The organism is Anaerospora hongkongensis, from assembly GCF_004339805.1.
Taxonomy (GTDB): domain Bacteria; phylum Bacillota; class Negativicutes; order Sporomusales; family DSM-15969; genus Anaerospora; species Anaerospora hongkongensis.
Map to the genome: position 1 here is coordinate 1 of NZ_SLUI01000003.1, position 25,840 is coordinate 25,840.

A 25,840-nucleotide genomic window follows, 5' to 3' on the forward strand; every position below is an offset into this window, starting at 1 on the left:
GGCCCCTTGTAGACGACAAGGTAGATAGGCCAGGTGTGTAAGATGGGCAACCATTTCAGCTGACTGGTACTAATAGGCCGAGGGCTTGACTTAAATAAGCCCTAATGAATAAAAAGCGCAAAGTATTCTTCTTCTGTGAAGTTTTCAGGGAATATACCTGAATGAAGGATGTTCACCTGTTAAAAATTCAGTGGCGATAGCTATGGGGATCCACCCGTTCCCATCCCGAACACGGTAGTTAAGCCCATATACGCCGAAAGTACTTGGCTGGAAACGGCCTGGGAGGATAGGGAGTCGCTGATTAGCAAAAAGCACTTACGAATGTGAGTGCTTTTTTGTTTTGTCTGTCTTGTAAAGGCCCGGCAGGGGAATCAGCAATAGAGTGTATATAGCAGAATCTTATTAGAATTGTTAGGTGAGTGGTTATTAGCTTTGAGTGAGAGGCCCGGCAGGGAGAGTGCCATTACAACGCTCCGACGCTGTCGCTTAACCTACGCTTATGCAACGGCACTCCCCCTGACTCGTCAGCGATGAAGTGCTAGAGTGAAGCCTAAGTAGATCCGTATTGTTAGGTGAGTGCTTTTAGCTTTGAAGTGAAAGGCCCGGCAGGGGGAAGAGTCATTGCAACGCTCCGACACTGTCGCTTAACCTACGCTAATGCAACGACACTCCCCCTACCTCGCAGCGATGGAAAGCTGGCAAACAACGTTCTGAGCAGGAACTCTGGCAAAGGGGATCGAAGAGCAAGGGATAGGTATAAATTGCACTACAAAGATAGTTTAACTGGATGGAGCAAAGGCTTACATTCATTATGGAAGGATTGGAAGACAGATGAGACTCCACTATTTGCAGCATGTCCCCTTTGAAAACCCCGGAAGCATATTAACCTGGGCTGAGAAAAATGGTCATGAAGTATCAAGTACACAATTATACCGGAGTGACGTATTTCCCGGACAGCAGGATTTCGACTGGTTAGTGATTATGGGAGGGCCAATGAATGTTTATGAAGAAGACATGTATCCATGGCTGGCTGGAGAAAAGCTATTTATTCGGGATTCTATAGAGGCGGGGAAAATAATTATTGGCCTTTGTCTTGGCGGGCAATTAATCGCTGATGTAATAGGCGGTAAGGTGATGCAAAATCGTCACAAGGAAATTGGCTGGCTGCCTGTGCGGTTAAGTGAAGAAGCAAGGTCGACGCCTTTATTTTCATTTTTCCCTGAGGAGCCCGTTGTATTTCAGTGGCATGGAGATACTTTTAGTGTTTTGCCGGAGGCTGCACAGTGCATAGCCCAAAGTGATGCTTGTAGGCATCAGGCTTTCATTTATCGAAAAAGGGTCTTTGGATTTCAGTATCATTTGGAGAATACATTGCCAATTATTAATAGTCTTGTGGAAAACTGCAGATCTGAGATGACCCCTGGCGATTATGTGCAGACTCCGGAGGAACTGCTTGCTCATCCAGAATATATTGAACAAAATAATAAGTGGATGGAGCAATTTCTTACACAATTAGAAAAAATGGATAGGGATGGTGCTCTGTAATGCATGAGGTTAGTTATAAGCGGCGCAACTGCACAGACCAGGAGAAAATCGAAGCTTTTCTTTTACGGGAAAGAGTTGGTATCATCGGGATGGTGAGCGATGGTCTTCCCTATGCAGTTCCGGTGAATTATGTGTGGCACAACGGTTCCATTTACTTTCATGGAATGGGCTCGGGCAGAAAGGTAGCGATCCTTGCGCAGGAGCCGCAAGTGTGTTTTACAATTTATAAGGAAGAGGGCACAGTGACTGATCCGGTACCTTGTCATGCGGATACAGCATATATGAGTGTAATGCTTTTCGGTAAGGCTGAAAAGGTGACCGATTTTGCAGAGTCTGCCGACGCTCTCCAGATGCTGCTTGATAAATTTTTGCCGAAGTATTACCGCAACACATTATCGACTACCCTGATTGAAAAATATCGCTCTTCCCATGACGGTAATGCGGTGGCAGTTTTCCGCCTAACGCCGCAGGAAATAACAGCTAAAGAGAATGCGGCTGTTCCTGAGGACCTTTTCCATCTAAAAAAGTGCTAGTGAATAATGCTTGTAATTACAGCCATTGATGCGTTTTGCAATCAATGGCTGTAATTGGCTGTAGGTAGTCTGGGCTTTAGTGTCTGGCACAGTTTATGCAATAGTAAAGGCTAGAAGCTATAGAGGGGGAGTAAAAATGTCTGATTTTAACGTGTTATTACAAAAGATGGATGGAAAAGAATGTCTTCAGGGGACATATGTCCGTAAGGCTATTGAAAATGGTGGTATGATTCAATTTGAAAGCCTGCTGGTAAGAGGCTGTGGCAGCCAGGAATTTACTACTACTAATGAAGAGCAAAGCAGCGATTTCTTTCAAAAAGCTGAGTATCAGGGATATGCAACCAATAGTTCCTCCTGTGATAACCAGGGACAATATGAAACAGTGGGCTACTGGCACACCCGGGCATAATAACAGATAAAAGGTGTCGGGTATCTGTCGCCACAGACAGTATCCGACACCTTTTTATTTTCCGAATAATAAAAAAATAGCCAATTCAGCAGGATAATTAAAGCTGGAGTGAAAAATAAAACAAGAGAATCAGGCTTGGGAGGAGTTTCGGTATGCTGGTTCGCAATTATATGACTCTGGAACCTAAGGCACTCTGGTCTTACAATACTCTGTCTGATGCAGCTTTTCTTTTTTATAAATACCAGATTAAGGGTGCTCCCGTTATTGATGAGCAAAAAAGAGTATGCGGTATTGTTACTTTTGCGCAACTGATTAAGGCGATACTTAATAATTTGCCGCTTCATGAACCTGTACGTTCCTTTATGTGCACGAATGTAATTACGGTAAGACCCGATTCCACGTTGGAAGAAGCCTGGGACATTCCGGTAAAACGTCTGCCAGTGGTAGATGAAAACAATAAGTTGGTCGGTATTATTACCAAGAGTACGTTTTTGCGGGCATTTCATGCGCAGCTAGAGCGATCGGAAAGTGAAATTGCTGCTATCATTCATTCCGCTCATAGCGGCATACTTGTTATCGACAGCTACGGTCGAATTGTTACAATAAATGAAGGCGCTGCAAGACTGCTTAATGTTAATGCCCGGGATGTAATGGGTGAGGATATAGGGGTTATTACAAATGACTTCTTACTGAAGCAAGTAGTAGTCACAGGCGAAGGCAGGCTGAAGCGTCGATGCGTAATTAACGGTCAAAGTCTTTCTTTTAGTACTTCGCCTATTATGCAAGGAATGGAAGTCGTTGGGGCCGTGACAGTCATTCAGGATTCATCTGAATTACAAGCTATTACTGACAAATATAATTCACTGCAAACAGAGTCGCAATTATTAGAAGAGGTAATAGAGAACACGCACCGTGGGATTGCTGTAATTGACAAAAACGGTTATATAACAAGAGTTAATACGTTTTTTGAAGAAATGTTTGGTTATGATCGGGAAGAGATCATTGGCTCTTCGCTGGTTGATTTGTTTCCTGAAGCTCATCTGGTGACAGTTGCCGAAACAGGCGTGCCTGATGTGTATCAACTTTTTTGTTATGAAGGCCGAATTTTTTTATTGAACCGCTTACCTCTATTTGCCGAGGGAAAAATTAAAGGGGCATTAGGAGAATTTATCAGTTTTGATGGGAATCAGTTAAAAGATCTGCAAAAAAAATTAACGATTCTGGCTCAACAATATCAGCAGGAAAAAATAGAAACAGCAGGCCTGCACACTGCTTGCTTCACGTTTGAAAATATAATCGGACAGTCCCGTAAAATCGTCCAGGCGAAGAATATCGCGGCAAAAGCTGCGGCTAGTAATAGCGGCGTACTTATTACAGGAGAAAGCGGTACAGGAAAAGAAGTGTTTGCCCATGCAATTCATAACGCAAGTGAAAGACAGAATAAGCCGTTTGTCTGTGTAAATTGTGCAGCAATACCTCCAGAGCTTTTGGAAGCTGAATTATTTGGCTTCGAAGAAGGTGCTTTTACCGGTGCCAGAAAAGGTGGGAAAAAAGGCAAATTTGAATTGGCTGATCAGGGGACTGTTTTTTTAGATGAAGTAGGGGATATGCCTTTAGTCATGCAGGCCAAATTACTTCGGGTTTTGCAGGATAAAAAAATAGAGCGGATAGGTGGCAACACTGTTATTTCCTGCGATGTTCGGATTATCGCTGCAACGAACAAAAACTTGAGTAAAATGGTGATTGCAAAGACCTTTCGCGAAGATTTATATTACCGCCTCAATGTAATTCACCTGCAGCTGCCGTCTCTTAGAGAACGCATGGAAGACTTTAGTGAATTAGCGTCTATACTGCTGCAAGCAGTTTGTGCCAAGCTGAAGATACCCGCTAAAAAGCTGTCCGCTCAGACTAATGCTATATTGCGCAGCTACAGCTGGCCGGGAAATGTCCGGGAACTGCTAAATTGTATGGAGAAGCTGGCCGTAATGACCGGGGCTGTTGAAATTAAACCAAGTCACCTTACGGTGCTGCAAATTCCGTTACAGCAGCATGATAATCAAGATGCCGGACCTCTTGCCAGTGAAGCAGAAAGACAAACAGAGAAAGAAAAGATTGTGGAAATACTGCGTCAGGCGGATGGAAATAGGACGGTGGCAGCCCGCCTTTTGGGAATACATCGATCAACTCTGTATGAAAAACTGAAGAAATACGATTTAGGGTAGTTTGCTGCTGTCGGGGGGGACGTATTGAGTGTCCCCCCCGACAGTATTGTTATTATTTGTTTTGCGCATCTTGCTATGAACAAGCTATAATGAGGAGAAGCTAGTACCGTGTCAGATCTAAAACGGTAGGATAATGGCGAGGCTGTTTTCTGCAAATCAAGGCGGAGGAGGGAGGCATACCGGACGTATGCTGACTGACGACAACGATTGGTTGCACAAAACAGACCGTCAGTATTCACTGAATTAGATGTGACACGGTATTAAAGTCAGGTGGTGATGAAAGTGTTGCGAGGTGGCGGTATATTGCGGTTTTGGGGTTGGCTTGTTCAAATAAAGGACGATGTGCTGATTTTATATTATGCATGGAAAAATCCGAAAACACCTGCTTATGTCAGGGGTTTGCTTGTATTTATGACAATATACGTAATTAGTCCAATTGATATAATACCCGATTATTTGCCCTTTCTGGGGATCGCCGACGATCTGACGATCGTTCCGGCAGGGATACTCGCATTGACACAGTTATTGCCTAAGCAGGTCCGGTTAGAGAGCGAGCAGGAAAGTAAAAAATGGCGTAAGCGAATTCCTTTTATGGTCGGCCTGGTCGGTTTGATTGGTTTGGCCTGGCTTGTTTTTGTCATTGGCGGGATCATCTATTTCATTCAAAAATAATTACCTATAGTTGAGAGTGAGGATATAGTATGGCAAAAGTATTGGTATTAGCAGAAAAACCGTCTGTAGGCCGGGATCTTGCCCGCGTACTGCGCTGCTCAAAGCAGGGCAACGGATATTTTGAAGGAGATAAATACGTTGTAACGTGGGCATTAGGCCATTTGGTCACATTAGCCGATCCGGAAGCGTATGACGATAAATATAAAACCTGGCGAATTGAAGATCTACCCATGCTGCCGGAGCATTTGAAGCTTGTGGTCATTAAGCAAAGCTCCAGGCAGTTTCAAATTGTTAAAGAGCAGCTGCATCGTAAGGATATTACGGAAATTGTTGTTGCTACCGATGCGGGCCGCGAAGGAGAACTGGTGGCCCGGTGGATTATTGAAAAAGCGAATAGCAATAAGCCCTTAAAGCGCTTATGGATTTCGTCGGTTACGGATAAGGCCATCCAGCAAGGGTTTAGCAATTTGCGCCCCGGAAAAGAATACGATAATCTTTATTATTCGGCAGTGGCCCGTTCAGAGGCCGATTGGTATGTTGGGCTTAATGCAACCCGAGCCTTGACCTGCAAGTTTAATGCCCAGCTGTCGTGCGGCAGAGTTCAGACACCGACCCTAGCGATGATTGCCCAGCGGGAAGAAGAAATACAGCATTTTAAGCCGCGTAAGTACTATGGAATTTCTGCTGTGGCTGACAAGCTGCAGCTTACCTGGCAGGATAATAAGACCAATGAAACCCGCAGCTTTGATAAAGATAAATGCGAAGCTATTATAGCAGCGCTGAAGCAGCAAAGCGCAACGGTTACGGCCGTTGATAAAGCTTATAAAAAACGCTTCTCACCGCAGCTTTATGATTTGACTGAACTGCAGCGTGATGCAAACAAATTTTTTGGTTATTCAGCAAAAGAAACGCTCTCTATCATGCAAAAGCTGTATGAAACCCATAAAGTTTTAACATATCCCCGTACTGATTCCCGCTATATCTCCACTGATCTTGTTGAGACATTAAAGGACCGGGTCCATGCCTGCAGTGTCGGCCCCTATACAAAACTTGCTTTTAAGATTGGAAAAGCACCGATAAAAGCGAATGCTGCTTTTGTGGATGATAAAAAGGTATCGGATCACCACGCCATCATTCCCACTGAGCAGACGGTTATTTTGTCCGCATTAAGCGAGAAGGAACGGAAAATTTATGATTTAGTAATCAAACGTTTCCTGGCAGTGTTGTATCCGCCCTTTGAGTATGAACAAACAACCATTAAAGCCGACATAGGGGGACACACTTTTGTTGCCAGAGGCAAAACAGTCATTGCCATGGGCTGGAAAGAAATCTACCAATCTGATTTAGAGGATGAAGATACGAAAGAAGAAATTAAAGAACAGCTTTTGCCACTGCTCAATAAAGGAGATAAACTGCCGATTGCTGTTTTTACGTTAAATACAAGTGAAACAAAACCACCGGCACCCTTTAATGAAGGTACGTTGTTATCGGCAATGGAGAATCCCGCGAAATATCTCAATAAGGCAGACGAGTCATTAAAGAAAACACTGGGAGAGACGGGCGGTTTAGGGACAGTTGCGACACGGGCCGACATTATCGAAAAGCTGTTTCAAAGCTTTCTGATCGAGAAAAAAGGCAAAGATATTGCCATTACGGCAAAAGGCAGGCAATTGCTGGAACTGGTGCCTGATGATTTGCGTTCGCCAGCGTTGACTGCCGAATGGGAGCAGCGATTAAGCGCCATCGCCAAAGGGCGGCTGCGAAAGAGTGAGTTCCTGGCAGATATTAAAAAGTATACTAAGACGGCAGTAGAGGAGATTAAAAACAGCCAGGAAAAGTTTCGTCACGATAATATGACCAGAAGCAAGTGCCCTGATTGCGGCAAATATATGCTGGAGGTAAATGGTAAGAAGGGCAAAATGCTTGTTTGTCAGGATCGGGAATGTGGTCACCGGAAAGGTATTGCCCGTCTTACCAATGCTCGCTGCCCCAACTGCCACAAAAAGCTGGAAATGCGCGGCGAAGGAGAAAACCAGCTGTTTACATGCGCCTGCGGGTACCGGGAAAAACTGTCGGCCTTTACGGAAAGAAGAAAAAAAGAAACCACAAATGTTTCTAAGAAAGATGTAGCTAGATTTATGAAAGAACAGCAGCAGTCAAAAGATGAGCCGATTAATAACGCACTTGCGGAAGCACTTGCGAAATTAAAGCTGTAATAACATGTAGTGAGGAGAGGTGGTTTAGTTGATGCCTGTACTATTTCTGGCACCTTTTAACAGCATGGCCAATATTGCCGCAAATATTGCAAAAGAGCTGAAGATTCCACTGCTGGTGGAGGTTGCTGATGATTACAATGCGCAGGCCAAGCTGCAGCGGCATCCGGGAGTGGAAGTGGTGATCAGCCGCGGCGGAGTTGCCGAAAAAATCAGCGAGATAGCAGGTATTGTCGTAGTTGAAATTACCATGTCCACGAATGACTTGCTTAGTGCTTTAAGCCATCTCACCCGGGATGGCATTCAAAGCATTGGCATTGTGAGCCGTGCTAATATATTTGATGGAACAGTAGGAGACTTTCGCATAGCTGATACGCAGATTTATATTCGCTCCTGCGTAGATGAAGAAGAGATCGCACAAACTGTTTTTCAGCTGTATGAAAAAGGGGTTAAAGCTGTTATCGGCTGCCGTATGGCATACGAAACAGCGAAACGCTGCGGCATTGTGGCGGAACTTCTCGATTCCAGTACAATATCGATCCGCAAGGCAATTGAAGAGGCAATGCGGATTATCCGGGCAAAGGAAAGAGAGCACCTGCAAGCTGCTCAGTTGACGGCAATTATCGATAATATTGAAGAAGGAATCATTGCGGTCACCGGGGATAAACAGGTTAGTTTCTGCAATAACTTTGCCCGGCGGATTTGTGGAGCCGTTGGTCAAAGTATTCATGAAAGTCATATTGAGAAGTTTCTTCAATACCGTAACCAGGAAAGAATTGTGACTATAAATGGAACAAGTTTGCTTGCCCGCGTTATTCCTCTGGAATTTAATAATCGTAAGAGAGGCGATATCATAACGTTTCAGGAAGTAAGTAATATTCAGGATTCTGAACGGAAGATTCGCCTCTCTTCCTATCAGAAAGGCTTGTACGCCAAAGATACATTTGCTGATATTATCAGTCAATCAGAAGTAATGCAAAACATTATACATAAAGCAAAAAATTATGCGAAATACGATTCGAATTTGCTGATTTACGGTGAAACAGGAACGGGAAAGGAAATTCTGGCGCAGAGCATACATAATCACAGCAGGCGCAGCAGAGGACCCTTTGTGTCCGTTAATACTGCGTCTATTCCGCCTAACCTGCTGGAGAGCGAATTGTTCGGCTATGTGGAAGGAGCTTTTACCGGTGCCCGTAAAGGCGGTAAGCAGGGCCTGTTTGAATTGGCTCACGGTGGGACTATTTTTCTCGATGAAATCGGCGAGCTTTCGCCCGATATTCAGAGTCGTTTGCTCAGGGTACTGCAGGAGAAAGAGATTATGCGTATCGGCGATGATAAAATTATACCAGTCGATGTGAGAATTATTTCAGCCACGAACCGGGACCTGTTGACGCATGTTAAGCAGGGGGGATTCCGGGCTGACTTGTATTACCGGATTTGTGTGTTACGCTTACGTTTGCCGCCGTTACGGGAACGTTTGGAAGATATTCCGCCTATATTTGAATATTACGTGCATAAGCTGGCAGCTAAAGAACAGAAAGCAGTAACCATACATGCTAATGTGATGAAGCTGCTAAAGGCGTATCCCTGGCCCGGCAATATCCGGGAGCTTAGAAATATGGCGGAAGTAGTTGTTTATAGTGAGGAAGAAATTGTGACTGCCGGGCAGATTGCCGCTATTTTTCAGGAAAACGAAGTGCAGGTCGGCAGTGGCAGCTATATCACTGTTCAGGAAAAAGGAACGTTAAAATCAATGGAAGCACAAATCATCAGGCATTTGTTATCCCGATATAGTGCGGAAGAAGTTTGCTATCGTTTAGGGATCAGCCGGGTAACACTGTGGCGTAAAATGAAAAATGATTACAGTTATGAAACGAAGTGAATTTCAATTATGAAACAAATTAGGTAATTTAGCGTGATTATGTGCCCAGAAGGGCTTGGCATGAATTTTGCTATATATAATTGTTGTATTATTCGTATTAATTGTTATAAGGAGGAGAATAAAGAAAAAACTGATTCTTAACTTTTTTTTGTATATTGTGAAGGGGGATAATGTTTTGAATAATTTTCTGACGAAGAAGTTTCTTGTACTGGCGGCCTGTATGGTGGTTCTTTCCATGTTCTTAGTAGGCTGCGGCGGAGGAAGCGGAACAAACGCTGCAAAATCCGGTGAAAAAATTGTAATTAAAATAGCATATGGAAATAACGTAGGTGAACCAAATGACAAGGCCGTTCGTGAATGGGGCCGTTTGATGAAAGAGAAAAGCAAGGGTCAAGTTGAATTTCAATATTTCCCTAGCTCTCAATTAGGTTCACAAAAAGATGTTACAGAACAGCTTACCATTGGTGCGAACGTCATCACCATTTCCGATGGTGGATTTTTAATGGATTATGTTCCTGAGTTCGGCGTAACGTACCTGCCATATCTCTACGATAATAAAGAACAGCTGTTTAAGCTTGTTGACAGTGATCTCTTTAAAGATATGTCTAAGAAATTAGAAACCAAAGGTCTGTATGTTGTTCACAGCAAATGGATTTATGGTGATCGCCATATTATTGCTACTAAGCCTGTCACAAAGCCGGCAGATCTTGAAGGTCTTAAAATCCGGGTTCCTAACATCCGTCTTTCTACTGAGATGATGAATGCAATGGGAGCAACTGCTACGCCAATGCCTTTAGCAGAAGCGTATCCTGGAATCATGCAAGGTGTAATTAATGGAGCGGAAAATCCTATCCCCGTACATTTTGGCGGAAAAATGTATGAAGGTGCTAAATACTTATCGCTGACCCGCCATCAAGTGAATCTTTCTACCTGGATTGCAGGCACAAAGTTCATTGAAAAACTTCCTCCTGAAATTGTGGCGATGCTGAAAGAAACAGGCGAGGAAGCCGGCCGATTCTTAATAAAAGAAAATGAAAAAGCCGATAAAGAATGCATTGAAAAAATGAAGGCAGCCGGAGTACAGGTCGTAGAAAATGTTGACCGGGCTGCATTTAAAGAAGCTACAAAAGACGTGCATAAGAAGTTTAAAGAGTTCCCAGCTGATTTGTATGACAAGGTAGTCGCGATTATCAATAGCAAGTAAAAATACTAGATACGATCGGCCTCGGTTGCTAAAACCGGGGCCGATCTAATCAGAATAGCAAGGGGTGTGACTTAGTGGGGCAAGTGATCTGGAATTTCATAAAAAAGATAGATGAAATCGTGGGAATGGCTTTAATGGCCTTCATTGTCTTATTAGCTTGTGCTAATGTATTTATGCGTTATGTTGTAGGGGCTCCCTGGGGCTGGGTTGAGGAAGTGACTATTTTTACTTTTGTATGGCTTACGATGATTGGTGCTGCATCTGTCATCAAGGTCGAAGGACATTGCAGTATTGATGTCTTAGTCCGCCGCTTGCCTCCAAAATATGAACGGACTGCAACAATAGCAGCTGATATCTGCGTAATCATCACATTACTGCTGATGATTTGGTACGGCTGGGAGCTGTCCATGGGGGCCGCCGATAAAGTAACACCGATGCTTGGTATACCCTATACGTATGTGGATTTGGCCATTCCGGTGGCAAGCGTCTTCATGCTGATTTACTATCTTGAGCTTACCTGGCTGGATATTACAGGCAAGCGCAAAAAATGTGACTTAGGAGAGTAAGGAAAATATGACGGTTTTAATTGCATCCTTAGTTATGATGGTACTTGCCGGGATTAACGTTCCGGTAGCATTTGCCATCACCCTGGCAACATTTGTGTATTTTTTCATCAGCAATGATTTATCACCTGTAATGGTTATCCAGCGTATGATTGGCGGCGCTGATAATATACCACTTTTAGCTATTCCCTTTTTCATGATGCTGGGGTCAATCTTAAACTATACTGGTATTACGCAGCGGCTGCTTAAATTGTCTGACTTGCTGTCCGGACATTTACGGGGCGGTCTTGCCCAAACTAACGTTGTTCTCGGTGCTCTTATTGGCGGTCCTTCCGGAGCAGGCCTGGCTGATGCGGCCATGATTTGTAAAGTACTTGTTCCCGAAATGGTCCGCAACGGGTACAGCAAACCTTTTGCAGCGGCCTTAACTTCAGCTTCTGCACTGCTGGGACCAATTTTACCTCCCGGCATTGGACTAATTATCTATGGTTTCGTTTCCGATACCTCGATCGGCAAGCTGTTTCTAGGCGGTATGGGACCAGGTATTCTGCTTACCCTTTTGTTGATGATTACAGTCGACTGGATTGCGAAACGGCGCGGCTATAAACCGGTACGCACCACAAAGCCCAGCACCAAGGAAGTGCTTGTGGCAACCAAAGATGCCTTCTGGGGTTTAATGCTGATGGTTATTATCTTAGGTGGTATCCGGTATGGCATATTTACGCCCACGGAGGCAGGAGCAGTTACCGTGATTTACTCGCTGATTGTCGGTTTTGCCTACCGGGCAACTACGTGGGCTGATGTAAAATCGGCCTTGGCAGAGTCTGCTCGTGCCAACGGTTCGATTATGCTTATTTTAATGTCTTCAGCCGGATTTGCCTGGATGCTGACCTGGGAAGGCGTTGCCAGCGATGTAACGGCGATGCTGACTGATTTTACAACAAATCCATACGTGTTTCTCCTGATTGTCAACGTTTTTCTGTTGATTCTCGGTATGTTTCTCGATGGTAATGCTGCCATTATTGTTTTAACTCCTCTGTTAATGCCTACTGTACATTTATTGGGAATTGATCCCGTTCACTTCGGTATTACTATGATTTTTAATCTTTCTATCGGCGCGATTACACCGCCTTTTGGAACAACCATGTTTCTTACCTGTAACTTGACAGGAGTAAAGATGGATGAATTCCTAAAAGAAATTCTTCCTTTTTATATAGCGTTGTTGATTGCTTTAGCTGCGACTACCTATATACCTGCATTATCTTTAATTTTAGCTGATTTAATATAAATCATCGGTATGGGAGTGGGTCACGTGAAGGCAATCTATTTAAAGGAAGCAGGTGATATTCAGGTTGCAGATATTGCTCAACCTGAATATAAAGCAGATCAAATCTTGATTAGCGTGAAAAGTGTGGGGATCTGCGGCTCTGATATCAGTGCTTATTTAGGAACAAGCCCGCTCGTTACCTATCCGCGAGTTATTGGTCACGAGGTAGCCGGTGAGGTTGTGGCAGTGCCGGCAGGTGAAGTCTCTATCGCCGTTGGTGACAGAGTTGTGCTGGAACCCTATGTCTATTGCGGTGCGTGCTATCCCTGCCGCAATCAACGAACCAATTGCTGCGAGAATTTGACTGTCCGGGGAGTTCACATTGATGGGGGGATGGCGGAATATATTTATCATCCCTGTCACTTGGTGCACAAAGTGCCAGCCGGGATTCCCTGGAATCATTTAGTGATGGCGGAACCGCTTACCATTTCTATACATGCCGTGAACCGCTCGCGCTTACGGCAGGGTGAATATGCGGTAATTACAGGCTGCGGCCCAATTGGTCTGCTGGCTGCTCAGTATGCTATGACTATCGGCGCGAACCCCATTATGGTTGATCCGGTAGAGGAGAGACTGGCAATGGCCCGCCAGGCCGGTGTAAAATATACTATTAATCCGGTAAAAGAGAATGCGGTTGAGGTCATAAAGTCAATTACCGGAGGCACAATGGCGGAAGTTGTCGTTGAGGCTTCCGGCAATGCTGCTGCTATTCGCAGTTCTATTGATTATGTGGCATATTCAGGCCGGATATCTTTAGTCGGTTATCCGAAAGGCGAGGTCGCGCTCCCAACGGCCTTGTTTACTAAAAAAGAGCTGGATATTGTCGGAGCACGCAACAGCTTTCAGGCATTTCCCGAAAGCATCCGTTTAATTGCACAAAAAGAAGTGGATGTTGCCGCTGTCATTACCAAGACCATTTCTTTTGCAGAGATTCCGGAAATTGTTCACGATATATCCGTTAATCCCGGCAATTATATGAAGGTAATTGCCGAGTTCAAGTAAAATCAGACAGTAAAAAAACCTTCCATGTTTACATGGAAGGTTTTTCGCTGGCTGTAAGCCGGAAGGTTAGTTTTTATAACGGTTTTTATATTGATCTTCTTCTTTACTTTTTTTGTATTTATTCCACAGGTAACGACCAGCCATAAATACACCGGCAAAGAGCATTACATTGAACAGAAGACCGATCATTTCTGAGAACATACCGCCGAAGCCAAACATATTTCCGAGCATGCTGCCCAGCATCATACCGCCGCCTAAGAGCGCCATATTACGCAGGAAGCCGCCGGACGAGGGCTGTTGAACATTTTGTTGAGCAGGCTTGGCAGCAGCTGCAGGAGCCTTTTCATTGTAGCTGTTAGCGGGAGCGGAAGGCTTATAGCCTGAATTAGTAGAAGGTGCGGCTTGTTGAGTACTTGGGGCTTTGGGAGCAGACATTTTAGGCTTGCCGCCGCTTACAGCAGCGAAACCGACAGCATTAAAAGCAAAAGCAAACAGAAAGGTTAATATCAATAATTTTTTCATTTTTATTCCTCCGTATGGGTTTTTACATCTTCAGGGAAGGTGTAAATTTCGGCCAAATTAGGCAGCTCGCCTGAGAGATAACGGTCGATATCATGGACATCAATGTAGAAGGTACAGGCTACTTCCAAATATCCCTGGTCGTTGCCCTGACTTACGCTCCGGATCGCCATCAGCCTTTCCCGCAGGCGGAGGCAGTCATCATGGGATGCCGTTACGTTGAGCGTTGCCAAAGGAACACCATATTCCCGAAGCACATCCTGTAGATTCATTCTCTCGGACATCAGTAATCATCACAATCCTTTTCGAATTATTTCTCTAAAGTAGAGAAGCTGTACGAAGTAAAGTATACTGTTAAAAGGGCAAAAAGTCAATGTTTTTATCAGTACCTACCTATGTTAACTGCTTTGCCTGCTGATTTTCCTGCTAAAATTAGACATATGTTTGGATATATGATAAAATTATAACTCGCAAGTACATTACGAAAGATGGTTGTTGAAATATGATAAGTACAAATGGGTTAACCCTTCAATTTGGTAAACGAATTCTCTTTAAAGACGTCAATATAAAATTTACTCCTGGCAATTGTTATGGACTGATTGGCGCAAATGGTACCGGTAAATCAACCTTCCTCAAGATCCTATCAGGAGAAATTGAGCCAACTTCAGGAGAGGTGGCGATTACTCCGGGGGAACGTCTGGCCGTTCTTAAACAGAACCATTATGAATTTGATGAGTTTGAAGTGTTAAAGACGGTTATTATGGGGCATGCCCGGCTTTATGCTATTATGGAAGAAAAGGATGCATTATATGCCAAACCTGATTTTTCTGATGAAGACGGCATGAAGGTTTCGGAATTAGAATGTGAATTTGCTGAGCTTAACGGCTGGGATGCAGAAACAGAGGCAGCCCGGTTGCTGAATGGTCTGGGAATAGGTGAGGAATTTCATTATCAAAAAATGGCTGATTTGAGCGGCAACGACAAAGTACGTGTGCTGTTGGCACAAGCGCTTTTCGGCAATCCGGACATTCTGCTGCTGGATGAACCGACAAACCATCTGGATATTGAATCGATTACCTGGCTGGAAGATTTTCTTTATGATTTCCCGAATACGGTCATTGTCGTATCGCATGACCGTCACTTCCTGAATAAGGTTTGTACGCATATTGCCGATATTGACTTCCAAAATATTTCACTGTATGTAGGCAACTATGATTTCTGGCTGGAATCAAGCCAATTGGCGCTTCAACTGGCCAAAGACGCGAATAAGAAAAAAGAAGATAAAATTAAAGATCTGCAAAACTTTATTCAGCGCTTTAGTGCAAATGCTTCGAAATCCAAACAGGCTACTTCCCGGAAAAAGCAATTGGAAAAACTTACTCTGGATGATATTAAGCCATCCTCCCGTAAATATCCGTATGTGGCTTTTAAGCCTGACCGGGAAGCAGGCGCTCAATTGCTGAATGTGGAAAACATCAGCAAAGTAATTGATGGTGAAACCGTTCTGAATGATATTAGCTTTATGGTTGCCAAAGGCGATAAAATTGCGTTTGTTGGTCCTGACGGCTTAGCAAAAACAACTCTGTTTAAAATTCTGATGGGCGAATTACCTGCTGACAGTGGTGAGTTCAAATGGGGGGTCACTACTTCGCAGGCGTACTTCCCGAAAGATAACTCCGCTTATTTTGACGGCGTTGAATTAAATCTGGTAGACTGGCTGCGTCAGTTCTCCCGTGACCAGGAAGAATCCTTTATTCGCGGCTTTTTGGGACGGATGCTGTTCTCCGGAGAAGAGACGCAAAAAGAATCTAATGTTTTGTCTGGTGGCGAAAAAGTGCGGTGCATGCTCGCTAAGATGATGCTGAGCGGTGCAAATGTATTGATTCTTGATGAACCGACAAACCATCTGGATTTAGAATCCATTACCTCTTTGAATACCGGCCTGACGAACTACGAAGGGACGATGCTCTTTGTATCGCATGACCATCAGTTCATTCAAACGGTTGCCAACCGGATTATTGAAATCACTCCTAAGGGAATTGTAGACCGGCGTATGACCTATGACGAGTATTTAGAAAATGCTGATGTCAAAAAGCTGTTAGCTCAATTATATAGTAAGTAATACCCCAGCAGTCCGCATAGAACGGACTGCTTTTTTTATTATCACCGTATCGCACCAGTAGCATCGGCACATACTTAAGTTAAGAAATACAAGGAGAAGATTACATGCGAATTCTCGTTGTAGAAGATGACGATATGCTGCGCGAAGCGGTAGTTGCTGTGCTGCAGGAGGAATTTTATCTGGTAGAGGAAGCCGCTGCCGGCAGTGAGGGCTTGTATAAAGCGCTGCAAGGGATATATGATCTGGTCGTACTGGATATTATGCTGCCGGAAATGAGCGGCTTAGTTATTGTTAAAAAAATACGGGCAAAAGGTATCGGTATACCCGTATTGCTGCTGACTGCCCGGGACAGCATCGAAGACCGGGTTACGGGCCTGGAAGCAGGTGCGGATGACTATTTGATCAAGCCGTTTGCTGTTCCGGAACTGCTGGCCCGGGTCAAAGCTTTGCTGCGCCGTGGCGGTAATATAGGGAACGAAGGAGAATTATCCTATGGCGAAATTACGATTAATGCCAGGGTAAAAGATGCTTTTATTAATGAAGTGCCGCTGCATCTAACCGTAAAGGAGTATGAATTGCTGGAATTCTTACTGATTAACCGGGAGCAAATTCTGACGCGGGAGCAAATTTATGACCGCATTTGGGGATTGGAGTCGGATACTACGATCAATATTGTTGATTTATACATTCATTATTTGCGTAAGAAGCTTGCTCCCTATGGACGGGATGCACTAATTCAGACCATTCGCGGTGCAGGCTTTATCCTTAAGGAGAAATAGAATGCTCCAAAAAATATTACGGAAGCTGGCTACACTAAATTCCCTGGTTTTTCTGCTGATTTTTGCTGTTTTTGGCGCCATCGTTTACGGCTATGTGGCATACCGCCTGTTTGATGAGGTAGATCATTCTCTCAGGGCAAAGGCGGAAGAATTTCTGATTGTTGATGGCAAGCTGGCCATTGTAAAACCGGATGCGGTACTTTTTGACCCCCGGATCTTTATTTTGCTGCGCGATGCAAACGGAGCATTACTCAGTCTTTATCCCAGCAGGTTGGATCAGGGCGGCAGCATAAAGGAACTGGCATCGCAGGTAAGTCCGGGACCGCCGGCCATGAAACGGATTCACGGGCATGATTACCGCGTATACAGCCAGCCGTACCGCAAGCCTGATACTGTGCTGCAGGAGTTTGGTGATTCCTTTACCGTCCAGGATATTATTGCCATAGGCATTGTTGATTCGGAAACCTCCCTGTTGCGCAGTCTGCTGATTGTCATCGGTGTAGCGATGAGTATCGGAATTCTCATTATTATTTCTGCCGGCTTTTATTTAGCCCGCCGTGCTTTAGTGCCAATTCGCAACAGCTGGAATAAACAGCAGCGGTTTGTCGCAGATGCCTCACATGAGCTGAGGACGCCGCTCACAATTATTAAAAGTAATGCTGAGCTTGTTCTGCGCCATCCCAGTCACAGCATTCAGGAAGAAAGCATTCGCATAACAAACATTGTCCGTGAGAGTGTGCGCATGAACAAGCTGATAGCTACGCTGCTTACACTGGCCAGGGCTGATGGTGAGGAAGCACAGCTAAATCGTACTGCCATCAGCGCCAACGAGGTCATACGGGCGGTGGTTGAACAATTCCAGCCACTTGCTGAGTTAAAAGGACTGGCGCTTGTGGCTGAATTAAATGGAGAGCTTACTCTGAAAGCGGACAAAGACCGGCTTCATCAACTGCTGGTAATTATCCTGGATAATGCGGTTAAGTATACAGCAACTGGCACGATTGTGCTAAAGGGCTGCCAGCAAGGAGCAAATATTCAGCTGCAGATTATCGACTCAGGGCATGGAATTTTACCGGAAGATCTTCCGTATATATTTGACCGGTTTTACCGGGTGGACAAGGCCCGTTCGCGGGAAGAAGGGGGCATTGGACTTGGCTTGTCGATTGCCGAATGGATTGTGGAAAAGCATAATGGCAAAATAACGGTAGAAAGCACAATCGGACAGGGTACATGCTTTACAATTTTGCTACCGGTAAACGGCTAGACACTTGCTTAGACAAGTGTCTTTTTTATTTAATAATCTCTAAAGAAATTCAAAAAAACGGGAGGTAGAATGAGTTTAAAGGAGGGTGTAAGCCCGTGAATAAGAAAAAAAGTGTTAGAAATAGTGCCAAATTAATTGCAGCAGTTCTTGTCATGCTGAATGCTTCTGTTGCTTTTGCCGCACCTGTAGAATTATCGTTGTCAGACAGTGTAGCCTTGGCGCTCAAAAATAACCCTTCCATAAAAATGGCTCAATCAGACAAGGATAAATCACAATGGAGTGTTAGTGAAGCACAGGCAGGCAGGATGCCTACCGTATCATTAGGAAATTCCTACAGCCTAAAAGATCATAATCCGGCCGGTACGGATGATCTTAGTGGTTCGCTGCGCATGAACTGGCAGCTTTACAGCGGCGGCAGAGTAGAAGGTCAAATTGATCAGGCTAAGCGCGGTGTAGGGGTTGCCGACTTAGGTGTGGAAAAAACCAAACAACAGTTAAAGCTCGATACGACTACTGCCTACTTCACCATTTTGCAAACAAAAAATTTGGTGGAAGTCAATCAGCAATCCGTCAGCAACCTGCAGGAACATTTAAATTCCGTACAAGCGAAATATGATGTAGGTGTTGTTGCCAAGTCGGATGTTCTCCGGGCTGAAGTAGAGCTTGCCAATGCGCAGCAAAACTTAATTAAAGCACAAAACAATTACGATCTGGCCGTTGCAGGACTGCTGAATACAATGACGATTGATCCAGGTACTGAGCTTGCACTTACGGATACTCTCAGCTACAACAAATATGATAAAACATTAGACGACAGTCTTCAGGCAGCGCAAACCAGACCAGATGTTGCTCAGGCAGAGGAAAATGTGAAGATTTCGGAAACCGCTGTAAAAATGGCAAAAAGCGGTAAGCTTCCTTCTGTATCACTGAGTGCATCCAATGGCTGGAATGGCTCGGTACTGCCTGGCAGCGGCGATGATGACTGGTCAGTCGGTTTGTCGGCAAGCTGGTCGATCTTTGATGCCGGTTCTACCAGTGCAAAAGTGAAGCAGGCTGATGCTTTGCTTGATAAAGCCAAGGAACAGTTAGTTCAGGTAAAAAACAGTGCTGCGCTTGAAGTGCGGCAAAACTACCTCAGCATGCAGGAAGCGGAAAAACGCATCGATACCAATAAGGTAGCAGTCGGCAAGGCCGAAGAAGATCTGGTTATTGCCAGAGAAAAATATAATGCCGGCGTAGGTACAAACTTAGATGTTATCGATGCGCAGCTGGCGCTCACTCAGGCTAAGACGAATGAAATACAAGCGCTGTTTGATTACAATGTAAATGTAGCCAAGATTGATAAAGCGATTGGTTTGAAAGCAGAATAACTGCTGCAGACGGAGGAGGAGTAAAATGAAAGCGCTTTGGCTTTTCATCATGAAATACAAGAAATGGCTGCTTCTGGTCATTCTTGCTGCAGCAGCAGTTAAAGGCGGCCTGGTTTACCAGGCCAGCCAGACTAAGCCGGCAGTAACTGCAAAGACGGTAAAAGTAGAACGGGGCGATATTGTATCCACTGTTTCGGCAACGGGTACGATCAAGCCGGTCAATATGGTAGAAATCAGTTCCAAGATCACCGGCTTGATTGAGGAAATGAAGGTGCAGGAAAATGATGCGGTAAAAGCCGGGCAGGAGTTAGTCATTTTGGATGATACCCGTCTGCAGGCGCAAGCTTCCCAGGCACGGGAAAAATTAAATAATGCCGCTGCCAACTATGATCGCAATGTGCGTCTCAACGGGATCGGTGCTGTTTCCGAACAGCAGCTGGACAGTTCCCGTCTGGATTATAAGGTAGCTCAGGCTGCCTATGATGATGCTGTTTCCCAATTGAGTGACACCATCATTAAAGCACCGATTGACGGTATCGTTATTGGCAAACCTATCCCAGCCGGTCAAACTGTAGCACAGGGTATCTCGAATCCAATGGTTATTCTGACCATTGCCGATATGTCCAAAATGCAAATAGAAACACAAGTGGATGAAACGGATATCGGTAAAATTGCTGTCGGACAGACTGCAGTCTTTACTGTTGATGCATACACAGGCAAGCAGTTTACCGGCAAGGTGTCCCGGATTTCGCAAAAGGCAACCGTTACGTCCAATGTTGTATACTATACCGTATTTATAGATGTTGATGCTACCGATAATTTGCTGAAGCCAACAATGACAGCACGTGTTTTAATTCATAGCGGTGAAAGCAAGGATACCTTAACGCTGCCGTTATCTGCTTTAAAATCGGGCAGTCAGGGACAATATGTAACCGTATCCCGCAGCAACGGCAAAACGGAAGACGTACCTGTAACCACCGGCCTGAGCGGTGAAGACCGGATTGAAGTGACCAGTGGTGTAAGCGAAGGTGACCAGGTGGTAGTGGCTCAGGTTAAAGCATCAGCCGCTTCAACACAGCAGCGCCAGGGTGGCGGCGGGATACCCGGCATGAGAAGGTAGGGGGGTTAACGATGACAATCGCCTTATCAGAGGTAAAAAAAATATATCAAATGGGTGACTCCGAAGTTGCTGCTTTGGCAGGAATTAACTTAACGATCAGTGCCGGGGAATTTACCGCCATTATGGGACCGTCCGGCTCAGGCAAGTCGACGCTGATGAATATTCTCGGCTGCCTGGACCGCCCGACGGAAGGCTCATACCTGCTGGACGGGCAAGAGGTTGCATTTATGACGGATGACCAACTGGCAGTGACCCGTAACAAAAAGATTGGTTTTGTATTCCAGAACTTTAATTTGCTGCCCCGCATTTCTGCTATGCAAAATGTAGCCCTGCCTTTGGTATATTCGGGAGTTCCGAAGAAAGAGCGGGAACAGAAGGCCATCGAGGCGCTGGAAGCGGTTGGCCTGGAAAAACGCCTTGATCACCGTCCGAACGAATTGTCGGGCGGCCAGCGGCAAAGAGTTGCAATTGCCAGAGCATTGGTCAATGATCCAACTATTATTATGGCAGACGAACCTACCGGTAACCTTGACTCCAAATCAGGCGTCGAAGTAATGGCAATATTTGATAAGCTGAATGCACTGGGGCGCACGATTATTTTGGTCACCCATGAGCCCGATATTGCCGAATATGCAAAAAGGGTTATCCATGTTCGGGATGGACTGATCGTGCGGGATACCGGAGAGGAGTGAACGCCATGTTCCGAGAGAGTATTTCAATCGCACTAAATGCGCTGGTAGGCAATAAAATGCGATCTATTCTGACTATGCTGGGGATTATCATTGGTGTGGGGGCCGTTATTGCCATGGTTTCCATTGGGATGGGCGTACGGGAACAGGTATCGAACTCGATTGCCGGACTGGGCAGCAATCTGATTATGGTGTCACCTGGCGCTCCCTCCTCTTCCGGCGTAAGGCAGGCGGCAGGCTCGGGCATAACCTTATCCCTAAAAGATGCTCAGGCTATTGCCAATGAAGTTGATGGTGTGAATAAGGTGGCTCCCAGTGTAAGCAAGCAGTATCAACTAGTCGCGGGTAATCAGAACTGGATGACTTCGGTAATGGGAACAACACCGGATTATTTGGATGTACGCAACATGGTTGTTCAGGCCGGCAGTTTTATAACGGATAAGGACCTGGAAACACGGGAGCGGGTAGCAGTTATCGGACCTACCGTTTCCAGCAATTTATTCGGGGACACTAACCCAATCGGCCAGTCCATTCGTATTAACAATACTCCTTTCCGCATTGTGGGAGTATTGGAGAGTAAAGGGCAGTCCGCCGGCGGCGGTGACCAGGATGATACAGTGGTAATTCCCCTGACAACGGCTCAGGAACGGTTAATGGGGATTACCTATATCCAGTTAATTAATATTCAGGCGGAAAATACAGAGATCGTCAATCAGGTACAGGAGGATGTCACTACTTTGCTGCGTTCCCGGCACCGTCTGGGCAACGACAAAGCAGATGATTTCACTGTCCGGAATATGGTCAGCATTATGGAGACTGCTGAAGAAGCAACCGGATCAATCACACTGTTGTTAGGCTTTATTGCCGGCATATCCTTGCTGGTTGGCGGTATCGGTATTATGAATATTATGCTGGTATCGGTTACGGAACGAACACGCGAGATTGGTATCCGTAAGGCACTTGGCGCAAGGTACCGGAATATTTTAATGCAATTCCTCATTGAAGCGATTGTGATTGGCGTGGCCGGCGGACTGGCCGGTATTGCTCTCGGGATCGGAGCGGCCTATGGAATATCGGCAATTGCCGGATGGAGTACCGTTATATCGTCGGCCTCCATTATTATGGCCTTCGGCTTCTCGATCGGCATTGGCTTGTTTTTCGGCATCTATCCTGCCCGCAAGGCAGCATTGCTTGATCCGATTGAAGCGCTTCGCTATGAATAAAAAACACAAGAACCTGCAGTTCATTCTGAGCTGCAGGTTCTTATTTTGAGAAGAAAGATTAATTTTTGGCGAGCAGGTCCTGAATTTTAGGAGTACAGCGTTTGCCTCCGCAGGAACCCGAACCGGCACCGGTCGCAGCCTGTACTTTTTCTACCGTGTCGGCACCGCCGGTAATCGCCTTTTTAATGGTGGCCCGGCTGATTCCCTTGCAAATGCAGACCATGGTCAGCTTATCCAGCATAGCTGGGCTAAGAGGTTCATCCATTGCATTTCTCCTTTCACCTGACGAATGGAGTCAGGCTTTGTTGTTAACAATAAGACAGCTGTTACTTTTATAAAGGGGAAATGGGCACATGTATCTATGAAGACAAAGTATATAATGATTACCATTCTTAGTTTGGGAATTTACTGCATGACCAGCTACTATATCGGTCTGAAGCTGGCAGGCTCCCTGCTGGCAGCAGCAAGCCCTGCAGTAACCGGGTTATACTGGGCAGTATTTGCCTTTTTAACCGCTGCTTACTTTCTCGGAAGAGGCGGTGCCATGTTCTATGCCAGCGCTCTCAACGATTGGCTGATTTGGATCGGGGCCTATTGGCTGGCGTTTTATTTTTATTTGCTGCTATTCTGGTGCGCTGTTGACTTTAGTTTGTGGATCGGCCATCTAGCAGGGGTTATTCCCCTGGAAATAACCAGTAATTTGCCTGTTGTCGGCTGGAGCATTGTACTTGCCGTTTGTCTGCTGGTAGTCTATGGGATCTGGGTCGCTAATTCACCGCAGCTCAGACACTACGATATTAGGATTCACAAAAAAACGCCTGTCCATAGTATACACATTATTATGATTTCTGATCTTCATCTGGGCTTATTAGTGGGACGGCGGCGTCTGGAAAATTTAGTTACCGCAATCAATCAGCAAAAGCCGGATATTGTCTTGCTGCCCGGGGATATACTGGATGAAAATATTGGTGTATTCGTGGATGATAATATGCCGGAGATTTTACGCAGGCTGCGGCCGAAGTACGGTATCTTTGGCTGTTTGGGCAGTCATGAATACATTTGGGGAGACTCGGAAAAGACGGTGCAGGAACTGAGTAAGGCCAATATTACACTGCTGCGTGATCAGGCTGTAAAAATCGCCGATTCTTTTTACCTGGCCGGCAGGGATGATTACTACCGGGAAAAACTGACAGATTCGCCACGCAAGCCTCTCAAGGAAATTTTACAGCAGTGTGACCGGGCTTTGCCGATTATTGTAATGGATCACCAGCCTGTTGAAGTGGAGGCTGGTGAACAGCAGGGCATTGATTTGTATCTGGCCGGGCATACTCACCACGGCCAGCTGTTCCCGCTTAATTTCCTTACGCAGGCAATGTTCAAACTTGATTGGGGCTATTGGCATAGCGGCGCTTTTCATATGATTGTCTCCAGCGGCTTTGGTACCTGGGGGCCGCCGGTCCGGGTTGGCACACAATCGGAATGGGTAAGTATCAACATTCAATTTGATAACTGATATAGGAACGCACTGTTTGTCTGTGAGGCAAACAGTGCGTTCCTGCTAAAAAGGGAAACCGGGAGTAATGCAGAATAGTACTACAAATAGAAGAGAATCGGGCAGCCACCAAAATAGGTTTACGTCAGGAGGAAAGTAATGGGATATGATCGGGAGAATCTGCAAGGGCTGGAGTTCGTATTCAACTCTCTCGAGCAAGCTCAAGCCTGGTTTTTCAGCATCTTAGACTCGATTTACGACGGGATACTGATAAGCGATGAACAGTATATGGTACGGTATATTAATCCGGAATATACGAGAATAACAGGCGTTACGTATGAACAGATCGTAGGCAAGCTGTTGACAAGCGTGCGTCCGGGAGCCATATTGCCGCAGATCATTGAATCAGGGGTGCCAATGGCCGGTGTATACCGCCGGGAAGGTGACATCCAGTATGTGGTGGATATGGCGCCGATTATGATTGACAGCCGGGTAGTGGGCGGAGTTTCGGTAGTCAAGGATATAACAGAGGTGAGGCGCCTCAGTCAGGAAATAAATAAGTACGAAAAGAAAACAAACCGACTAAAAAAGATGGTAGAACATGCTTACCGGGCTAAATACAGCTTTCACGATGTAATCGGCTCCAGCAGTGCGCTGCAGCAAACGCTGCAGTTCTGCAAAAAAATTGCTGCCGGCGAGACGGATGTATTAATTACCGGTGAGAGCGGGACCGGTAAAGAGATTTTTGCCCAATCCGTTCATAGTGCGAGCAAAAGGGCTCACGGGCCATTCGTGGCACTCAACTGTGCCTCGCTGACTTCCAGCCTGGTGGAAAGCGAGCTGTTCGGCTATGATGAGGGCGCTTTTACCGGTGCCCGCAAAGGCGGCAAAACCGGTTTGTTTGAAATTGCCGACGGCGGCACCATTCTGCTTGATGAGATTGGGGAATTGAGCCTCGATGTGCAGGCGAAATTGCTGCGCGTGCTGCAGGAACGGGCAGTACGCAAAATAGGCGAGGCTTCGGAAATACCGCTGAATGTCCGGGTTATTGCTGCGACCAACCGCAATTTGCTGGCTATGGTAAAAGAGGGCCGTTTCCGGGAGGATCTGTTTTACCGCCTGAATATCCTGAATGTTCATTTGCCTCCATTGCGGGAACGGAGTACCGATGCCCGACTGCTGGCAGATTATTTTCTGATTCAGTATTCGCATAAGGTGGGCAGACCGTTTCGGTTTTCTCCGGAAGTATATGACATCCTGCTGAAATACCGCTGGCCGGGCAATATCAGAGAGCTGCGCAACACCATTGAGTTTGCCGCCAATATGTGTGAAGATCATTTGATTACGCAGCTGCATTTGCCACCGATGCTGCTGGTTGATACAAATGTACCGGTGGTCGCCCGGAAAACGCTTGCTGATGTGGTACGCGATACGGAGCGGCAGATTCTGATGAATGCATTGCATTGCGAAGGCTATACGGTCGAAGGCAAAAAACGGGTTGCGCTGCAGATGGGAATTTCACTGGCGACACTGTATAATAAGATGAAAGTACTCGGTATTGAAGAAAGTAAGTAAAGAAAATCCTCATATCATGTGATATGAGGATTTTTATATAGGTAAAAAACAGCGGTTATTCTAAAAAGTTAGAAAATTACCGCTTTTCTTTCTAAAAAATTAGAAATCGCGG

At 45.4% G+C, this 25,840-nt stretch carries 23 protein-coding genes and 2 rRNA genes; 22 read left to right on the forward strand and 3 right to left on the reverse strand.

The window, feature by feature from the left end; translation table 11 throughout:
* The 13 genes from EV210_RS04725 to EV210_RS04785 all read left to right on the forward strand — a co-directional run.
* A 23S ribosomal RNA gene (locus tag EV210_RS04725) occupies nt 1–93 on the forward strand; the annotation flags it as partial.
* Between the two features lie 93 nt (nt 94–186).
* A 5S ribosomal RNA gene (gene rrf, locus EV210_RS04730) occupies nt 187–303 on the forward strand.
* A 528-nt stretch (nt 304–831) separates the two neighbouring features.
* Entirely contained in the window at nt 832–1,545 is a 714-nt protein-coding gene (locus tag EV210_RS04735) for a type 1 glutamine amidotransferase (protein ID WP_132076415.1), read from the forward strand.
* Complete coding sequence (locus EV210_RS04740) at nt 1,545–2,078, forward strand: pyridoxamine 5'-phosphate oxidase family protein (RefSeq protein ID WP_132076418.1); 534 nt, start codon at nt 1,545–1,547, stop codon at nt 2,076–2,078. The genes EV210_RS04735 and EV210_RS04740 overlap by 1 nt, the downstream gene beginning before the upstream one ends.
* 136 nt (nt 2,079–2,214) lie before the next feature.
* Nucleotides 2,215–2,487 carry a hypothetical protein gene (locus tag EV210_RS04745; RefSeq protein WP_132076421.1) on the forward strand — a complete coding sequence of 91 codons (273 nt, stop codon included), beginning with the start codon at nt 2,215–2,217 and terminating at the stop codon, nt 2,485–2,487.
* Between the two features lie 152 nt (nt 2,488–2,639).
* The gene (locus EV210_RS04750; RefSeq protein ID WP_132076424.1) at nt 2,640–4,709 is read left to right on the forward strand and encodes a sigma-54-dependent Fis family transcriptional regulator; all 2,070 of its coding nucleotides are present in this window, start codon (nt 2,640–2,642) and stop codon (nt 4,707–4,709) included.
* 276 nt (nt 4,710–4,985) lie between these two features.
* Nucleotides 4,986–5,381, forward strand: coding sequence for a YkvA family protein (locus tag EV210_RS04755; protein ID WP_132076427.1), 396 nt, complete (start codon nt 4,986–4,988; stop codon nt 5,379–5,381).
* A gap of 29 nt (nt 5,382–5,410) precedes the next feature.
* The gene (locus tag EV210_RS04760; RefSeq protein ID WP_132076430.1) at nt 5,411–7,597 is read left to right on the forward strand and encodes a DNA topoisomerase III; all 2,187 of its coding nucleotides are present in this window, start codon (nt 5,411–5,413) and stop codon (nt 7,595–7,597) included.
* A 31-nt stretch (nt 7,598–7,628) separates the two neighbouring features.
* A complete protein-coding gene (locus EV210_RS04765) occupies nt 7,629–9,479 on the forward strand; it encodes a sigma 54-interacting transcriptional regulator (RefSeq protein ID WP_132076433.1) in 1,851 nt (616 codons plus the stop codon).
* A gap of 175 nt (nt 9,480–9,654) precedes the next feature.
* Nucleotides 9,655–10,683 carry a C4-dicarboxylate TRAP transporter substrate-binding protein gene (locus EV210_RS04770; RefSeq protein WP_132076436.1) on the forward strand — a complete coding sequence of 343 codons (1,029 nt, stop codon included), beginning with the start codon at nt 9,655–9,657 and terminating at the stop codon, nt 10,681–10,683.
* Between the two features lie 74 nt (nt 10,684–10,757).
* Nucleotides 10,758–11,249 carry a TRAP transporter small permease gene (locus EV210_RS04775; protein WP_132076439.1) on the forward strand — a complete coding sequence of 164 codons (492 nt, stop codon included), beginning with the start codon at nt 10,758–10,760 and terminating at the stop codon, nt 11,247–11,249.
* 7 nt (nt 11,250–11,256) lie between these two features.
* Entirely contained in the window at nt 11,257–12,534 is a 1,278-nt protein-coding gene (locus tag EV210_RS04780; protein ID WP_132076442.1) for a TRAP transporter large permease, read from the forward strand.
* 24 nt (nt 12,535–12,558) lie between these two features.
* On the forward strand, nt 12,559–13,575 hold the full coding sequence (locus tag EV210_RS04785; protein WP_243650442.1) for a zinc-binding alcohol dehydrogenase family protein: 1,017 nt from the start codon (nt 12,559–12,561) through the stop codon (nt 13,573–13,575).
* A gap of 66 nt (nt 13,576–13,641) precedes the next feature.
* Here the strand turns inward: EV210_RS04785 and EV210_RS04790 are convergent, their stop codons facing one another.
* Nucleotides 13,642–14,097 carry a hypothetical protein gene (locus EV210_RS04790; RefSeq protein WP_132076448.1) on the reverse strand — a complete coding sequence of 152 codons (456 nt, stop codon included), beginning with the start codon at nt 14,095–14,097 and terminating at the stop codon, nt 13,642–13,644.
* 2 nt (nt 14,098–14,099) lie between these two features.
* Entirely contained in the window at nt 14,100–14,378 is a 279-nt protein-coding gene (locus EV210_RS04795) for a hypothetical protein (RefSeq protein WP_132076451.1), read from the reverse strand.
* Nucleotides 14,379–14,596: 218 nt separating this feature from the next.
* On the opposite strand from EV210_RS04795, the gene EV210_RS04800 reads away from it, so the two are divergent.
* The 7 genes from EV210_RS04800 (at nt 14,597) to EV210_RS04830 (ending at nt 22,661) form a co-directional block, all read left to right on the forward strand.
* On the forward strand, nt 14,597–16,216 hold the full coding sequence (locus tag EV210_RS04800; protein WP_132076454.1) for an ABC-F family ATP-binding cassette domain-containing protein: 1,620 nt from the start codon (nt 14,597–14,599) through the stop codon (nt 16,214–16,216).
* Nucleotides 16,217–16,320: 104 nt separating this feature from the next.
* Entirely contained in the window at nt 16,321–16,995 is a 675-nt protein-coding gene (locus EV210_RS04805; protein ID WP_132076457.1) for a response regulator transcription factor, read from the forward strand.
* A gap of 1 nt (nt 16,996) precedes the next feature.
* Complete coding sequence (locus EV210_RS04810) at nt 16,997–18,259, forward strand: sensor histidine kinase (protein ID WP_132076460.1); 1,263 nt, start codon at nt 16,997–16,999, stop codon at nt 18,257–18,259.
* Between the two features lie 95 nt (nt 18,260–18,354).
* Nucleotides 18,355–19,629: a TolC family protein gene (locus EV210_RS04815; protein WP_132076463.1), complete on the forward strand. Its 1,275-nt coding sequence runs from the start codon at nt 18,355–18,357 to the stop codon at nt 19,627–19,629.
* A gap of 25 nt (nt 19,630–19,654) precedes the next feature.
* A complete protein-coding gene (locus tag EV210_RS04820; protein ID WP_132076466.1) occupies nt 19,655–20,749 on the forward strand; it encodes an efflux RND transporter periplasmic adaptor subunit in 1,095 nt (364 codons plus the stop codon).
* A gap of 11 nt (nt 20,750–20,760) precedes the next feature.
* On the forward strand, nt 20,761–21,441 hold the full coding sequence (locus EV210_RS04825) for an ABC transporter ATP-binding protein (RefSeq protein WP_132076469.1): 681 nt from the start codon (nt 20,761–20,763) through the stop codon (nt 21,439–21,441).
* A gap of 5 nt (nt 21,442–21,446) precedes the next feature.
* Nucleotides 21,447–22,661, forward strand: coding sequence for an ABC transporter permease (locus EV210_RS04830; RefSeq protein ID WP_132076472.1), 1,215 nt, complete (start codon nt 21,447–21,449; stop codon nt 22,659–22,661).
* A 58-nt stretch (nt 22,662–22,719) separates the two neighbouring features.
* Here EV210_RS04830 and EV210_RS04835 read toward each other — a convergent pair whose 3' ends face one another.
* On the reverse strand, nt 22,720–22,926 hold the full coding sequence (locus EV210_RS04835; protein WP_132076475.1) for a (2Fe-2S)-binding protein: 207 nt from the start codon (nt 22,924–22,926) through the stop codon (nt 22,720–22,722).
* 96 nt (nt 22,927–23,022) lie between these two features.
* Here EV210_RS04835 and EV210_RS04840 point away from each other — a divergent pair, with 96 nt between their 5' ends.
* Nucleotides 23,023–24,174 (forward strand): metallophosphoesterase, encoded by a 1,152-nt coding sequence (locus EV210_RS04840; RefSeq protein ID WP_165898790.1) that lies wholly within the window; start codon nt 23,023–23,025, stop codon nt 24,172–24,174.
* Nucleotides 24,175–24,312: 138 nt separating this feature from the next.
* On the forward strand, nt 24,313–25,728 hold the full coding sequence (locus EV210_RS04845) for a sigma-54 interaction domain-containing protein (RefSeq protein WP_132076481.1): 1,416 nt from the start codon (nt 24,313–24,315) through the stop codon (nt 25,726–25,728).
* Nucleotides 25,729–25,840: the final 112 nt, after the last annotated feature.